The sequence below is a fragment of the Streptomyces sp. S07_1.15 genome, assembly GCF_020739505.1.
Classification (GTDB): domain Bacteria; phylum Actinomycetota; class Actinomycetes; order Streptomycetales; family Streptomycetaceae; genus Streptomyces; species Streptomyces xinghaiensis.
On record NZ_JAJBZK010000001.1, the window covers coordinates 1334848 to 1350359 of the forward strand.

The window sequence follows — 15512 nt, forward strand, 5'->3', positions numbered from 1 at the left end:
CGACATGCACCGGGGCAGGAGGTCTTGCTCGGCGGATCGGAGCACGCGCGCGTCCGGGCGGGGGCGCCCATGCCGGGGCCGTCGCGGTTCTCGGCGCGCCGGTCGTCCGTCGGGGGCCGGGAGCGGGCACTCCGGGACGGGCGTCCGGCCATCCGGTGGGCCCGGTACGCCGCGGCACGCCCGGCGATTCCGGTGCGCCCGGCGCCTCGGCGGCCCCCGCTCCGGAGCACCGGCGTCAGTTCCGCGTCATCTCGGTGGTGATGGCCCAGCGCTCGTGGTCGCGCCAGGCGCCGTTGATGAAGAGGAAGTCCGGGGAGAGCCCCTCCCGGCGGAAGCCGAGCCGCCGTACGAGCCGCAGGGACGGTTCGTTGCCCGGCTGGACGTTCGCCTCGATCCGGTGCAGCCCCAGTTCGCCGAAGGCGTGGCACAGCAGGAGCCGCAGGCCCTCCGCCATCAGCCCGCGCCCGGCCGCGTGGACGAACGCCCCGTAGCCCAGCGCACCGGACTGGAAGGCGCCGCGGACGATGTTGTTGACGGCGGCTCCGCCGGCGATGTCGCCGGTGTCCCGCTCGCAGAGGACGAAACCCTCGCGGTCGGGTTCGTCGAAGCGCTGCCGGTAGGCGGTGAAGTCCTCGGGCCGGGCCGGGAGGGCGACCCAGGGGTGGTGGAACTCCGCGCTCTCCCGCGCCCGTTCCGTGAACTCCGCCATGTCCTCGTCCTGGAGGTGCCGCAGCCCCACCCGGGGTCCGGTCAGAAGATACGCATCGTCGGACACCGGACCATCGTAGATCGACGACGGCCCGCCCGCCCCGGCAGCCGGACGGCCGGCGGCCGCCGTCAGCCGCCGCCGTCAGCCGCCGTCAGCCGGGGCCGTGTCCCCCGGACGGCGCACGCGGCGGCGTACCCGGGGAGGGCGGGTATGTCGGTCAGGGCCCAGCCGGCGAGCCGCGCCGGGGAGGGGCCCGCGCCGACATAGGTCGCCGCCGGATCCTCCGACAGCCCGGTGCCGGTGCCCTTGAGGTAGGCCTCCTTCCGCGTCCAGCAGCGGGCGAAGGCGAAGGGCCGCCCGGCGGCCGGCAGCGCGGCCAGCTCGGCCCGCTCCCCCGGGTGCAGGGCCGACGCGACCTCGGTCACCGTCCTCTCCCCCGGGACCTCCTCCACATCGGCGCCCACCGGCACGGGGGCGAACGCCAGCAGCACGAGGTCTCCGGCGTGCGAGAGCGAGAAGTGCAGCGGGGCGCCCGGCACGGCGGGACGCCCGTGCGGGCCCCCGCAGCCGGGGCACGGCTCCCTCGTCAGCTCCACCGACCGCGGCTCGGTGGCCAGATAGCCGCCGAGGAGCCGGCGCAGCGCCACATGCGCCACCCGGTAGCGGTCACGGTCGGGGGTCCGTACGAAGGCGTCGGCGCGCCGCCTCTCCTCCGCGTCCAGCACGGCGCGCTCCGCCGCCGCGTACGCGGCGTGCTCGGGCACCCGCACGAACCAGACCTCGGTACCGCTGTCCGGGGACCACGGCCGGCCGGGAGACCGTCCCGCCGGGTCCAGCCACCGGGGAACGGGGGGCCCGGACGAGCCGGACCCCCCGGCCGGTCCCGGAGAGCGGGTGCGCCCGGGCTCCGGTCCGGTGTCCCGCGGAGCCGGGCCGCCCCGGGGCCGTCCGGAGGCTCCGTCCGGCGCGGTGCGATGTGTCATGCGCTTCCCCCTGTGGGCGGCGGCCCGTCGCCGTACCGCGCCCCGGTCCACTGTTCCCTGTTCCCTGTTTCCCTGTTCCGTCGAGCCGGTGATCCGTACCCGTGGCCGGGCACCACAGTGACCGGGCCCGTCCCCGCTCCGGCCCGGCCGGCCGCCGCTCACTCCGTGCGCAGTTCCAGCCTCGGCACATCCGGCGCGGCGATGCCGAACACCTGCGTATACAGGGCGAGTTCGGCCTCCAGCGCCCGGACCACGGTGTCCCTGCGGCGGAAGCCGTGGCCCTCGCCCTCGAAGGTGATGCAGGCGTGCGAGACACCGTGCTCCGCGGCCGCCCGCCGGAAGGTCTCGCACTGGGCGGGCGGGCAGATGACGTCGTCCAGGCCCTGCAGGATCAGAAAGGGCGCGGTGATCCGGCCGGCGCGGCGCAGCGGGGACCGGTTGCGGTAGCGGTCGGGGTGCTCGGCGAGGGTGCCGATCAGCCCGTCGAGGTAGTGGGACTCGAAGTCGTGGGTGCCGCCCTCGGCCCAACTCTCCAGGTCGAGCACCGGGTAGCGGAAGGTGCCGCAGGCGTACAGGCCGGTGCCGGCGAGGGAGGCTGCGGCCGTCCAGCCGCCGGCGCTGCCGCCGCGGATCGCGAGCCGGGCCCGGTCGGCGGTGCCCTCGGCGGCGAGGGTCTCGGCGACGGCGGCGCAGTCCTCCACGTCGACGACGCCCCACTGGCCGCGGAGCCGCTCGCGGTATTCCCGGCCGTAGCCGGTGGAACCGCCGTAGTTGACCTCGGCGACGCCGAAGCCGCGGGAGGTGAAGTAGGCGATGTCGAGGTCGAGGACGAGCGGGGCGTGGGCGGTGGGCCCGCCGTGCGCCCACACCACGAAGGGCGGGAGTTCGTCCCCCGGCACGGTGTGGTCGGGGTTGTAGGGCGGGTAGATGTGCGCGTGGATCTCCCGGCCCTCGGGGCCGGTGAACGTGCGGATCTGCGGTTCGGGGTAGTAGGCGGGGTCGACCGGATCGCGGTGCTCCGCGCCGACCACCCGGGCGTGGCCGGTGGCGGTGTCCAGCTCGACGACCTCGTACGCGCTGCGCGGGCTGGCGGCCACCCCGAAGACCCGAGTGTCCTGCACGGCCAGGGCCGGGTCCCACTCGGACCACGGGCCGGGGGCGTCGTAGAGGTCGCCGCTCTCCGGGTCCAGGACGCCGAGGGAGGTGGCGCCGCAGCCGTGCACCACGGCGATCAGGCCGGTGGGCAGCGGGGCGAACCAGCGGCTGCCGGTCTTCCACAGCGGGCCGCCGAACTCCTCCTCGCGGGGGCAGAGGGAGGTGACGGTCACCTCGCCGGCCGGCGAACCTGCGGCGCTGTCCCCGAGGCCCGTGCCGGGCCCGGGGCCGCCGGGGTCGGGCGGGCCGATCCCCGGGCCGGTGATCCGGTAGAGGTTCCACCAGCCGCTGCGGTCGGAGACGGCGAGCAGACCGCCGTCGGGGGCCCACTCGGCCTGCGGCACGGACTCCGCGGGGCCGCCGAGCACGGTGCGCGCCCGTTCGAAGGTTCCGTCCGGCGCCACCTCGGCGACCCGCAGTTCGGTGCCGTCCCAGGGCATGTTCGGGTGGTCCCAGGCGACCCAGGCCACGCGGCCCCCGTCCGGGGACAGCCGGGCCGCGGTGACGAACCGGTGTCTGTCGTCGCTGAGTTCGCGGACCGCCGCGCGGTCCTCCGCGGCCGAGCCGTCCAGCGGTACGGCGGCGATGACGCGCCGTACGTCGCCGGGGGCCTCACCGGTGTACTCCTCCAGGACGCACCACACCTCGCCGCGCTCCGGGTGCAGCCGCAGGTCGGCCCAGCGCAGCCCGCCGCCGATGGCGGAGAGCGGGGTCAGCGGGCGGGGCCCGGTGCCGCCGGCGGCACCGGCGGCACCGGAGTCATCGGGTTCGTAGGCGTAGAGCCGCTGGTCGGCGAAGTGGACGAAGACGACGAGCGGGCCGCGCCGCCCCCGCGCGGTTCCGGCCCAGGGGGTGCCGCCGTATTCCATGACGCGGCTGCGGACGTTCCACGGGGCGGGGAGGACGGCTTCCTCGGTTCCGTCGGGCCGGCGGCGGACCAGGGTGCGGCGGCCGCCCTCGGCCGGGCGGGGCGCGGTCCACCACACCTCGTCGCCCACGATGCCCGGATACTCCGGCCGCCCGTCGTGGACCGCGGCGAGCTCGGCATCGATGGGTGACTGCCATGTGCCGTACGGGGCCGTGGACACCATTTCCCAACGCCTCCTGCGTGCTGTCCTAGCTCAACTCCGCCGGGATGGTCACGCCCGGCGCCGGTACCCGTCCCCGAGCCCTGGCCCTCTCACCCCCGTGAGCACCCCCCGGTGCACCCGCCGACCGCCCGCACCGGCGCGGGCCCCGGCGGTCCGTCCGCCCCCCACTCCGGCCGGCCGCTCCTTCCGTTGCCTCCACCTCTTCACCACGGCGCGGTGGTTCAACCCACCCGGCCGCGCATTCCGCCGTTCCGCCGCTCCGCGCACGGACCCCGGCGCCCGGGATCCGCTCCGCCCCGGCGGCCGCGCCGGGAGGGCCCGCACCGCTCCACTACCCGGGGCGGGGCCGCTCACCCCACCCCACCCCGGGCCGCGGCCCGGGGCCGCTCACCCCGGTACCCCGGCCGGCCCGGACGATGCCGGTGCCGCCGCGCCCGTGTCCGGCCCGGCCCGCCCCGGGCTCCGCAGCAGGAACCGGTCGAGGACCCGGACGCCGAACCGCAGGGCCTCGACGGGGACGCGCTCGTCGACCCCGTGGAAGAGAGCCGCGTAGTCGAGGCCCTCGGGCAGCTTCAGCGGTGAGAAGCCGTAGCCGGTGATCCCGAGCCGGGAGAACTGCTTGGCGTCCGTGCCCCCCGACATGCAGTACGGCACGGCCCGGCCGCCCGGGTCGAACTGCTCGACGGCCTCCCTCATGGCACGGAAGGTCGGTGAGTCGACCGGTGCCCCGAGCGGGACCTCCCGGTGGTGGAACGCCCAGTCGACATCGGGACCGGTGAGCCGGTCGAGGGTCTCCCGGAACTCCTCCTCGCCGCCGGGCACCATCCGGCCGTCCACGAAGGCGGTGGCGCTGCCCGGGATGACGTTGACCTTGTAACCGGCGCTGAGCATGGTCGGGTTGCTGCTGTTGCGGAGGGTCGCCTCGACCAGCGCCGCGGCCCGGCCCAGCCGCTCCAGCAGCGGGCCGGGGTCGAATCCGGGGGCGTCCAGGTCGAGTTCGGGGGCGTCCGCCGGAACGCCGTACAGCGCGGCGATCTCGGTGAGGGCGGCCCGCACGGTCGGGGTGATGCGGAGCGGCCAGGCGTGCTCGCCGATGCGGCTGACGGCGGCGGCCAGCCGGCTGACGGCGTTGTCCCGGTTGACCTTGGAGCCGTGCCCGGCCCTGCCCCGCGCGGTGAGTTCGAGCCAGGCGGTGCCCCGCTCACCCGCCGCGATGGGGTAGAGCCGCATACCGGAGTCGGCGTGGAAGGTGAACGCCCCCGATTCGCTGACCCCTTCGGTGCAGCCCTCGAACAGCTCCGGGTGGGAGTCGGCGAGGAAGCCGGAGCCGTACTCGGCGCTGTCCTCCTCGTCGGCGGTGAAGGCCAGGACGAGATCGCGGCGCGGGCGGTGGCCGGTCCGTGCCCAGGAGCGCACGAGCGCGAGGACCATCGCGTCCGCGTTCTTCATGTCGACGGCGCCCCGGCCCCAGACGACGCCGTCCCGGATCTCGCCCGAGAAGGGATGCACGGTCCAGTCGGCGGGCTCGGCGGGCACCACGTCCAGATGGCCGTGGACGAGCAGGGCCTCCGCGTCCCGGTCGCTGCCCGGGATCCGGGCGACCACGTTCGTGCGGCCCGGCGCCTTCTCCAGCAGCACCGGTTCCAGGCCCGCCTCGGCGAGCCGCTCGGCCACGTACTCGGCGGCCGGGCGCTCGCAGCCGTCTCCGCGGCCGCGGTTGGTGGTGTCGATGCGGATCAGCTCGGAGGTGAAGGTCACCACCTCCTCCAGCGCCCGCTCGTCCACCCCGCCCGCCGGCGGCACCACCGCCGGCCCGGACGGGACCGGACCGGACGGGGCGGGGCCGTTCGCCAACCCGCCGCCCGTCACCGTTCCGTTCGACGCCGCGCCGGGCGCTTCCGTCCCCGGTCCGCCCGCGCCCGGGGTCCGTGGGGCGGTGCCGGGGGCCGCTGTGTCAGCCATACTGCTCCTCCACCGCTGCCGACACGACGGTCGTGACCGCCTTGAAGCAGCGGATTCCCTCGTACATGGTGTCGCTGGTATAGGCGGCCCGGCGCTCGCCGGTGCGCTCCACCCCGGGCACGACGGTCGCCGCGCCCACCAGATGATCCGCGTTGAATTCCATCTCGACGGTGAACGGGCCCGCGTCCCGCGCCGGCTCCTGCCGTATCGCGAGCACGGCCGCCTCCTTCGCCGCGGCCCTGATGTCCGCGGCCGTGCGGGCGGGCGGGCGGCAGACGGCGGCATAGCGCGAGACGCAGTCCTTGACGGCCACGGCGGGGGCCCCGGGGGCGTACCCCCGGGCGTCCTCACAGGTGCGGTCGTCGCCGGTGACCAGCACCACGGGCGTGCCGAACTCCGCCGCCACCCGGGAGTTGAGCAGTCCTTCGCTCGCCCGGACGCCGTTGAGCCAGACCCCGGTGAGGGAGTTGGCGAGGTAGGTGTGCGCGAGGACGCCCTCGGCACCCGCGCCGGTGTGGTAGCCGACGAAGGCGATTCCGTCCACATCGCCCCGCTGCACGCCCTCGACCATGCTCAGCTCCTTGTGCCGGCCGGTGAGCATCACCGCGCGCTCGTCGAGCCGCTCCAGGAGGAGGTTGCGCATGGTCCAGTGCGCCTCGTTGATGACGACCTCGTCCGCCCCGCCGTCGAAGAACCCGGCCACGGCGGCGTTGACGTCCGAGGTGAACATCCGGCGGCAGCGCTGCCACTGCTCATGGCCCGGCAGGACGTCGGCGGGCCAGGTGACGCCCGTCGCGCCCTCCATATCGGCGGAGATGAGGATCTTCATGCCCGAAACCGTACGCGGTGGCGCAGGGCCCTGCCATGCCTGTGGATAACCCGCCGTCACCCCGTCCCGGGCCGCCCGGCCGCCCCCTGCGCCACCGCGGAGGAACGGCCCGCCGCTTCCGGTGCGTTCACCCGGCCGGGTGAGATCGCGCGGGCGGCGGCAAGCCGGGAACCTCCCGGCGGCACGGCCCCGCCGCCCCTTCCGCTCCCCGGCGGCCGCCTACTGCTCGACGTCGGCCGCGAGCCGCGCCAGCACGGCGTCGTAGATCCTGCCGAGCCCCTTGGGCGCGAAGGTCCGCTCGAAGAAGCCGCCGACACCGCCCGCCCCGTCCCAGACGGTGGTCACCCGCACCGTGGACTTCCCCTCACCGGCCGGGGTCACCGTCCAGGTGGTCAGCATCGAGGAGTTGCGGTCCTTCTCGGCGAGCTGCCCGGCGGTCGGCTCGGTGACCTCCAGCAGGCAGTCGCGGACGCGCTTGCTGGTGGCCTGCAGCCGCCAGTGCACCAGCGTGCCCGCGCCGCGGCCGCCCTCGCGCACCTCGTACTCGCTGAACTGCTCGGGCAGCAGCCGGGCGCGGGTGCCGGAGTAGTCCGCGATCGCCTCGAACACCGCCTCGGGTGCCGCCGCGATGATCCGCTCCGTCGTGGCCTCGACCTGCGCCATGTTCCGTCCTCCAGTCGGTCGCCGGCCCACGCCGGCCGGTCGTCTTCCGCACAGCCAACCACCGGAGGGGGACACGCCCAAATCGGATCCCGCTGGCGTTATTCGAATGCGTGTTCTAACTTGTGGGAACAGGTACGGACGGAAGGAGCGTGGAAACATGCGCTGGGACGGCCTGAGCCATGACGACTCCTCCGGAGCCCCCGCCCTCTTCGGCACCGACGCCGTCACACGGACCTTCGACACCCCCGAGTTCCGGGGCATCACCTTCCACGAGATCCGCGCCCGCTCGATCCTCAACCGCGTGCCCGGGGCCTCCCGGATGCCGTTCGAATGGACCCTCAACCCGTACCGCGGCTGCTCCCACGCCTGCGTCTACTGCTTCGCCCGCAAGACGCACAGCTATCTGGACCTCGACACCGGCCTCGGCTTCGACTCGCAGATCGTCGTCAAGGTCAACGCCCCCGAGCTGCTCCGCCGCGAACTGGCGTCCCGCCGCTGGCAGGGCGAGCACATCGCGATGGGCACCAACGTCGACTGCTACCAGCGCGCGGAGGGCCGCTACCGGCTCATGCCCGGCATCCTCGCCGCGCTGCGCGACCACGCCAACCCGTTCTCGATCCTCACCAAGGGCACGCTGATCCTCCGCGACCTCGACCTGCTGCGGCAGGCGGCCGAGGTGACGGACGTCGGCACCTCCGTCTCCGTCGGCTTCACCGACCGCGAGCTGTGGCGGACCGTCGAGCCCGGCACCCCCTCCCCCGAACGCCGGCTGGAGGTCTGCCGCACCCTCACCGCGAACGGCATCCCCTGCTCCGTACTGATGGCCCCGGTCATCCCCTATCTCAGCGACTCACCGGAGCAGTTGCGGGAGACCGTGCGCGCCGTCGCCGCGGCGGGCGCCGGATCGGTGACCCCGCTGGTGCTCCATCTGCGGCCCGGCGCCCGCGAATGGTTCATGGAGTGGCTCGCCCGGCACCACCCCCGTCTGGTGCGGCGCTACGAGGTGCTGTACGCCGACGGCGCCTACGCGCCCACCTGGTACCAGCGCCGGATCACCCGGCGGGTGCACGAACTGGCGGACGAGTACGGCATCGGCCCCTCCCACCCCGGAGCCGCCCGCCGCCCCCGCGGGCCGGCGCCGGCGCCGGCGACGGAGCCCGCCGGGCCCCCGGCGCCCGGGCCCACCCAACTGACCCTCCTCTGACCGCACCCGGCCCCGCCGCCCCGTTCTTCCCCTCCCCCGCCTCCCGCCCGGCCGGGCCGCTGCCGCGGATGAGTCTCCCGGGGCCCGCGTCCGTACCACAGGGCGGCGGCGTGGCGGGCGCGCCGGCGAGGGAGCGAGGGAGGCCGACGTGGACAGCGGTGACGAGTCCGGGCAGCCGCGGCGGCGCCGGGTGGTCGAGCCGACGAGAGTGATCAGTTCGCGGCGGAGCAGCAGGCTGGAGGACCTCGAACTCTTCCGCCCGGAACCGGCCGCCGGAGACCCGTCCGGCGCCCCCGCCGGCGCCCCGGCGGACGACCCGCCGACCGAACAGCTGCCCGGATCCCCTCTCCCCGGGACCGGGACCGCGGCCAGCACCGGGTCCGCCGGAGCCACCGGAGCCACCGGGTCCGCCAGGTCCGCCGGGTCCGCGGCCGGTGTCGGAGCGTCCGGAAACGCCCCCGGCCCCGGCACCCCCGGCCACCCGCGGACCCAGGCCCTGCCCGGCATGTTCCCCCCGTCACCCGGCGCGGCGCCGCGGCTCCGCGGCCTCTTCGCCGGGCGGCGCCCCTCCACCCGTACGGCCGGCTTCCTCGCCGCGGGCGCGGGCGCGGCCGTGCTGGTGGTCCTGCTGCTCACCCGGGGCGGTGCGGAGACGACGGCGCCCGGGACGGCGGCTCCCCCGGCCCCTTCGGCCCCCTCGGCCGCCCCCGCCGAGCCCACGGCGATACCGCAGCCCCCGACCGGGGCGGAGCGGGAGGGCGGCGGCGTCCTCCAGCCGGGCGACAGCGGGCCGGCGGTCTCCGAACTCCAGGACCGGCTCTCCAGAATCCCGAACGTCTACACCGAGCGGGGGGCCGACGGCCAGTACGACGACGTGCTCACCGAGGCCGTGGCCCGGTTCCAGCTCTGGTACGGCATCCGCGGCGACGAAGAGGGGGTCTACGGCGACGACACCCGCCGCGACCTGGAGTCCCGCACCTGAGCCGGCCGCACGGCGTGTCAGGTCTTCCCCGCCGGTCCCGTCCTGGTGAGCCGCCCCAGTGCCGCGGAGGCCGCGGGCGCGAGCCGGGGATGCTCCCGGGCCGCGTTCAGCACCGGGATCGCCCGCCGGTCACCGAGCACCGCCAGCCCCTCGACGCAGGCCATCGCGATCTGCCCGTACCCGGCCGGCCCGCCGCGCCGCGAGGAGCCCACCAGCCGTTCCAGGGTGGTGATCAGGGCCGGTACGGACTCGGGGGCCCGCAGCGCCGTCAGCAGCCGCACCGGGTGCAGGGCGTAGGCGGTGCGCAGCGGGTTGGTGGCCAGCGCGGCGGCGGCCCGGGCGGTCCGGGGGTCGCCGAGGCGGGCGAGGGCGTGGGCCGCGGTGGCGCAGCGGCCCGGGTCGCGGTGGTTGAGGAGCAGGACCAGGGTCTCGAAGGCGCGCCGGTCGCCGCGGCAGCCGAGGGTGAAGGCGGCCAGTTCGCGGGCCCACAGGGGCTGTCCGGGGCGGGTGAGCACGGCGGCCAGTTCGTCCAGGGCGGCGGTCCCGCCCGCGCCGGAGAGTGTTCTGCGGGCGAGCGCGGCGAGGGTGCCGCAGGCCGCGGTCTCCCCGGCCCGGGCCGCTTCGCGGCTCACCCGTTCCAGCAGCGTGCCGAGCGCCGCCCGGTCCTCGCGTCCCGCCGTATGGCCACCGGCCGCCATGCCCTTTCCCCCTCCCCACCACGGTGCCGGACGCCCCGGCACCGGACCGTCCCGCACGGGCGCGGCTCCCGGCACCGGCGGGTTTAACCTCTCTACCCGGCCCGGGCCCCGGGGTCACTTCCGGACCGGGGTGACCTTCCGCGTATCGCCGTACGGACGCCGGGCCGCCGGACCATCCGCCCCAGGTGTCCCGCCCGGCACCACCGCCCCGGCACCGGCCGCGGCGCCGCGGTCCCGTCGCGGTCCGTTCCGCCACCCCACCGCTCACTTGTGAGCGGTGCAGATCACATGGGCGCAGGGGTGGCGCGGAACGGACCGTCCGCCTACCCTCGTCGCAGGAGTCCGTACGCCGCCACAGCGGCCGGTGCGGACCCGTTTCCGGTGGCCTGGTGACGCAGCCGCCGGAGGCACCGCCGGTCCGGCCCGGTTTCTCCGCCGGCCCGGCAGCACGGCGCGGTCCCGGGGACAGGGCCCGCCGATGTCCCGCCGGGCGTCCGCGCCCGCCCGGGGCGAGTTCCGCAGTGCCCGACCATCCGCAGTGCCCGAACAGCGGTGCCCGTCTCGGGGCGCACGCCCGACTCCCCGGCCGCGCACGCCCGTTCGGCGCCCGCAGGCCCCGTCCTCCTCAGTCGTCACTCTCCCCGCCCGACATGTCCGGGGATTACCTTCTGGAGTCCGCGATGGACCGCAATCCCACTCCCGATTCCGCTGCTCCCGCCGTCACCCTTCCCGTCGTGGCCGTCGTCGGCCTCGGCACCATGGGGACCGGCATCGCCGAGGTCCTGGCCCGCGCCGGCCGTGAGGTCATCGGCATCGACATCAGTGAAGCCGCCGCCCGCGACGCCGTGGCGGCCCTGGAGCGCTCGACCGCGCACGCCGTGGCCCGCGAGCGGATCACCGAGCAGGAGCGGCAGGACATGCTCGCCCGCTTCCGCACCTTCTCCGACCTCCAGGCCGCGGCCGACGCCGACCTCGTCATCGAGGTGGTGCCGGAGGAGTACGAGACCAAGCGCGAGGTGTTCACCGCGCTCGACGGCATCGTCCGCCCCGATGCCGTCCTGGCCACCGGCACCAACGCGCTCTCCGTGACCCGGCTGGCCGCCGACTCGGCCCGCCCCGAGCGGGTGCTGGGCCTGCACTTCTTCAACCCGGCCCCGGCGATGAAGCTCGTCGAGGTGGTCTCCACGGTGCTGACCGCCCCGGCCGCCACGGCCTCGGTGACCGCGCTCGCCCGCGAGCTGGGCAAGGAGCCGGTGGCGGTCGGCGACCGTCCCGGCTTCCTCGCCGACGGCCTGCTGTTCGGCTACCTCAACCAGGCCGCGGCGATGTACGAGGCCAAGTACGCCACCCGCGAGGACATCGACGCCGCCATGCGGCTGGGCTGCGGCCTGCCGATGGGCCCGCTCGCGCTGCTGGACCTGATCGGCATCGACACCGCCCGCACCGTCCTGGAGGCCATGTACGCCGAGTCCGGCGACCGGCTCCACGCCCCGTCCCCGATCCTCAAGCAGCTGAGCGCCGCCGGGCTGACCGGCCGCAAGACGGGGCGCGGCTTCTACAGCTACGAGGCGCCGGGCAGCGGCACCGTCGTCCCGGACGAGCTGACCCCGGCCGCGGACGCGGCGGCCGTCGCGGGCCGCCCGGTGAGCAGTGTGGGCGTGGCCGGCTCCGGCACCATGGCGAGCGGTATCGCCGAGGTGTTCGCCAAGGCCGGTTACGACGTGGTGCTCGCCGCGCGCGGCCAGGAGAAGGCCGACAAGGCCAAGGCCCGCATCGCCAAGTCCCTGGGCCGGTCCGTGGACAAGGGCCGGATGACGGCCGAGGCACGGGACGAGACGCTGGCCCGGATCACCCCGGCCGGCTCGCTCGACGCCTTCGCCGACGTCGACCTGGCCGTGGAGGCCGTGGCCGAGGACCTCGCCGTCAAGCAGCAGCTCTTCGGCACCCTCGACAAGGTCTGCAAGCCGGGCGCGGTCCTCGCCACCACCACCTCCAGCCTGCCGGTCGTGGCCTGCGCCCGGGCGACCTCCCGCCCGGAGGACGTCATCGGGATGCACTTCTTCAACCCCGCCCCGGCGATGAAGCTGGTCGAGGTGGTGCGCACGGTGCTCACCGCCGACGACGTCCACGCGACGGTCCGCGAGGTCTGCGCCAAGGTCCGCAAGCACCCCGTGGACTGCGGCGACCGCGCCGGGTTCATCGTCAACGCGCTGCTGTTCCCGTACCTCAACAACGCGGTCAAGATGGTCCAGGAGCACTACGCGACGCTGGACGACATCGACGCCGCGATGAAGCTCGGCGGCGGCTACCCGATGGGCCCGTTCCAGCTGCTGGACGTGGTCGGCCTGGACGTCTCGCTGGCCATCCAGAAGGTGCTGCACAACGAGTTCCGGGAGCCGGGCCTGGCGCCGGCGCCGCTCCTGGAGCACCTGGTCGCGGCGGGCTGCCTGGGCCGCAAGACGGGGCGCGGCTTCCGCGAGTATGCGAGGGCCTGACCGGTCCCGGGGCTGGGGCGGACTGCTGGATCCCGGTGGCGGTCCGTCCCGGCGCGGCCCCGAGGAGGCGTGTTACGTTCCCCACATGTCCCATCCCGTGAAGTCCGCCCGCCCCCCGCGCACGGCCGTGAAAGGCCCGTCGAACCCGGACAGTTCGGACACGACCGGCAATCGCCGCGCCGCCGCCCAGCGGCTCACCATGCGGCGGAAGCTGGCGGCCGCGGCGATGGAGCTCTTCGCGACCAAGGGCTACGAGGCCACCACGGTGGACGAGATCGCCGCCGCGGCCGGGGTCGCCCGGCGCACCTTCTTCCGGCACTTCCGCTCCAAGGAAGAGGCGATCTTCCCGGACCACGACGACACCCTGGTCCGGGCGGAGGCGGCGCTGGCGGCGGCCCCGCCGGAGGAGCATCCGCTGGACACGGTCTGCCGGGGCATCAAGGAGGTCATGCGGATGTACGCGGCCTCCCCGGCCGTGTCCGTGGAGCGCTACCGCCTCACCCGCGAGGTGCCCACGCTGCGGGAGCGGGAGATCGCCTCGGTGGCCCGTTACGAGCGGCTGTTCACGCGCTATCTGCTGGGCCACTTCGACGAGCGGGCCCACCGGGACGGCGACGACGACCCGCTGCTCGCCGAGGTCGCCGCCTCGGCGGTGGTGACGGCCCACAACCACGTACTGCGGCGCTGGCTGCGGGCGGGCGGGGAGGGCGATGTGGAGGCGCAGCTGGACCGGGCCTTCGCGATCGTCCGGGAGACCTTCGGCAGCGGCATCGGCAGCGCGGTGCGGCCCGCGGCGGAGGAAACCGCGGACGGGCCGGCCACCGGGGAGTCCGCCGGGCGGGACCGGGCTCCGGCGGTGACGGCCTCGGCGACCGACGAGGTCCTGGTCACCGTGGCCCGTACGGACGCCCCGCTCAGCGAGGTCATACGCACCATCGAGCGGGCCCTCAAGAAGGACTGACCCCTCCCGGCCCCGCACTCCGGCAGAACGGCCGCCTCCCCGGGCGGCCGTTCTGCCGTTTCTCCCCGCCCTCACCCCGCCCGCGCCCCACACCTTTCCCACCCCCCTCACGCTCCCCGCTCATGTGCGCACCCTTCGCGACGGGTGAGAGAAATTCTTGGCACGCAGTGTCTTGTCGAGTGGCACGCCGTGCCATACGGTGGTGCTCGTCCGGGGCGCTGTCCCCACGGCTCCCGCCGTGTGCCCCGGCGCCTGCGTCACAGGCATCCCCGGACCCGTCCGGGACTACAAGAGCGCTCACCAGCGCCGCCACAGCACCACCCGTGCGGACCGCATGGCGAGCCGCACACCGTGCCGCCCCGGCGGCACAGTGACAAGACCCCAGCGTTCCCTCAAGCGTCCCCAAACGCTTCGCCGGAGGCCCCAACCGTGAATGAGATCCTGGACGCAATCGTCGCGGACGGTACGACGTCCGCCGACTTCGCCGCCCTGCAGCTGCCCGAGTCCTACCGGGCCGTGACCGTCCACAAGGACGAGCAGGAGATGTTCGCCGGCGTCGAGAGCCGCGACAAGGACCCCCGCAAGTCCCTGCACCTGGACGACGTGCCGGTGCCCGAGCTCGGCCCGGGCGAGGCCCTCGTCGCCGTCATGGCCAGCTCCGTCAACTACAACTCGGTCTGGACCTCGATCTTCGAGCCCGTCTCGACCTTCGGTTTCCTGGAGCGGTACGGCCGGCTCTCCCCGCTCACCAAGCGGCACGACCTGCCCTACCACATCATCGGCTCCGACCTCTCCGGCGTCGTGCTCCGCACCGGCCCCGGCGTCAACGCCTGGAAGCCCGGTGACGAGGTCGTCGCGCACTGCCTCTCCGTGGAGCTGGAGTCCGCCGACGGCCACAACGACACCATGCTCGACCCCGAGCAGCGCATCTGGGGCTTCGAGACCAACTTCGGCGGCCTCGCCGAGATCGCCCTGGTCAAGTCCAACCAGCTGATGCCGAAGCCCGGCCACCTCAGCTGGGAGGAGGCGGCGGCCCCCGGCCTGGTGAACTCCACCGCCTACCGCCAGCTCGTCTCCCGCAACGGCGCCGGCATGAAGCAGGGCGACAACGTCCTCATCTGGGGCGCCAGCGGCGGCCTCGGCTCCTACGCCACCCAGTTCGCGCTGGCCGGCGGCGCCAACCCGATCTGCGTCGTCTCCAGCGACCAGAAGGCGGACATCTGCCGTTCGATGGGCGCCGAGGCGATCATCGACCGCAACGCCGAGGGCTACAAGTTCTGGAAGGACGAGCACCACCAGGACCCGCGCGAGTGGAAGCGGTTCGGCAAGCGCATCCGCGAGCTCACCGGCGGCGAGGACGTGGACATCGTCTTCGAGCACCCGGGCCGCGAGACCTTCGGCGCCTCGGTCTACGTCACCCGCAAGGGCGGCACCATCGTCACCTGCGCCTCGACCTCCGGCTACAACCACGAGTACGACAACCGCTACCTGTGGATGTCGCTGAAGAAGATCGTCGGCTCCCACTTCGCCAACTACCGCGAGGCGTGGGAGGCCAACCGCCTGATCGCCAAGGGCAAGATCCACCCCACGCTGTCGAAGACGTACAGCCTGGAGGAGACCGGCCAGGCCGCGTACGACGTGCACCGCAACCTCCACCAGGGCAAGGTCGGCGTGCTCGCCCTCGCCCCCGAGGAGGGCATGGGCGTCCGCGACCACGAGATGCGCGCCAAGCACCTCGACGCCATCAACCGCTTCCGGAACGTCTGAGACGGGTCTTTCA

12 protein-coding genes are annotated in these 15512 nt (G+C 74.7%); 5 read left to right on the forward strand and 7 right to left on the reverse strand.

Going from position 1 to position 15512, the window contains the following annotated elements; translation table 11 throughout:
- Positions 1-235: 235 nt before the first annotated feature.
- The 6 genes from LIX60_RS05695 to LIX60_RS05720 all read right to left on the reverse strand — a co-directional run bounded on the left by LIX60_RS05695 (position 236) and on the right by LIX60_RS05720 (position 7392).
- Complete coding sequence (locus LIX60_RS05695) at positions 236-775, reverse strand: GNAT family N-acetyltransferase (RefSeq protein ID WP_227957476.1); 540 nt, start codon at positions 773-775, stop codon at positions 236-238.
- Between the two features lie 62 nt (positions 776-837).
- Positions 838-1479, reverse strand: coding sequence for a 4'-phosphopantetheinyl transferase superfamily protein (locus LIX60_RS05700; protein WP_227957477.1), 642 nt, complete (start codon positions 1477-1479; stop codon positions 838-840).
- 371 nt (positions 1480-1850) lie between these two features.
- Positions 1851-3938, reverse strand: coding sequence for an LpqB family beta-propeller domain-containing protein (locus LIX60_RS05705; protein ID WP_227957478.1), 2088 nt, complete (start codon positions 3936-3938; stop codon positions 1851-1853).
- A gap of 387 nt (positions 3939-4325) precedes the next feature.
- Positions 4326-5792 (reverse strand): M20/M25/M40 family metallo-hydrolase, encoded by a 1467-nt coding sequence (locus LIX60_RS05710; protein ID WP_374117963.1) that lies wholly within the window; start codon positions 5790-5792, stop codon positions 4326-4328.
- A 100-nt stretch (positions 5793-5892) separates the two neighbouring features.
- Positions 5893-6729 (reverse strand): M55 family metallopeptidase, encoded by an 837-nt coding sequence (locus LIX60_RS05715; RefSeq protein ID WP_227957480.1) that lies wholly within the window; start codon positions 6727-6729, stop codon positions 5893-5895.
- A gap of 219 nt (positions 6730-6948) precedes the next feature.
- Complete coding sequence (locus tag LIX60_RS05720; protein ID WP_227957481.1) at positions 6949-7392, reverse strand: SRPBCC family protein; 444 nt, start codon at positions 7390-7392, stop codon at positions 6949-6951.
- A 157-nt stretch (positions 7393-7549) separates the two neighbouring features.
- Between LIX60_RS05720 and LIX60_RS05725 the strand changes: the two genes are divergently transcribed.
- Both LIX60_RS05725 and LIX60_RS05730 read left to right on the forward strand, forming a co-directional pair.
- Positions 7550-8596 (forward strand): Rv2578c family radical SAM protein, encoded by a 1047-nt coding sequence (locus LIX60_RS05725; protein WP_227957482.1) that lies wholly within the window; start codon positions 7550-7552, stop codon positions 8594-8596.
- Between the two features lie 148 nt (positions 8597-8744).
- Positions 8745-9578, forward strand: coding sequence for a peptidoglycan-binding protein (locus tag LIX60_RS05730; protein ID WP_308101097.1), 834 nt, complete (start codon positions 8745-8747; stop codon positions 9576-9578).
- Positions 9579-9595: 17 nt separating this feature from the next.
- On the opposite strand, the gene LIX60_RS05735 is transcribed toward LIX60_RS05730, so the two are convergent.
- Positions 9596-10276 (reverse strand): HEAT repeat domain-containing protein, encoded by a 681-nt coding sequence (locus tag LIX60_RS05735; RefSeq protein ID WP_227957483.1) that lies wholly within the window; start codon positions 10274-10276, stop codon positions 9596-9598.
- A 680-nt stretch (positions 10277-10956) separates the two neighbouring features.
- On the opposite strand from LIX60_RS05735, the gene LIX60_RS05740 reads away from it, so the two are divergent.
- The 3 genes from LIX60_RS05740 to ccrA all read left to right on the forward strand — a co-directional run bounded on the left by LIX60_RS05740 (position 10957) and on the right by ccrA (position 15499).
- Complete coding sequence (locus LIX60_RS05740) at positions 10957-12771, forward strand: 3-hydroxyacyl-CoA dehydrogenase family protein (protein WP_227957484.1); 1815 nt, start codon at positions 10957-10959, stop codon at positions 12769-12771.
- Positions 12772-12856: 85 nt separating this feature from the next.
- Complete coding sequence (locus LIX60_RS05745) at positions 12857-13732, forward strand: TetR family transcriptional regulator (protein ID WP_227957485.1); 876 nt, start codon at positions 12857-12859, stop codon at positions 13730-13732.
- Between the two features lie 429 nt (positions 13733-14161).
- Positions 14162-15499, forward strand: coding sequence for a crotonyl-CoA carboxylase/reductase (ccrA, locus tag LIX60_RS05750; RefSeq protein WP_227957486.1), 1338 nt, complete (start codon positions 14162-14164; stop codon positions 15497-15499).
- Positions 15500-15512 lie beyond the last annotated feature (13 nt).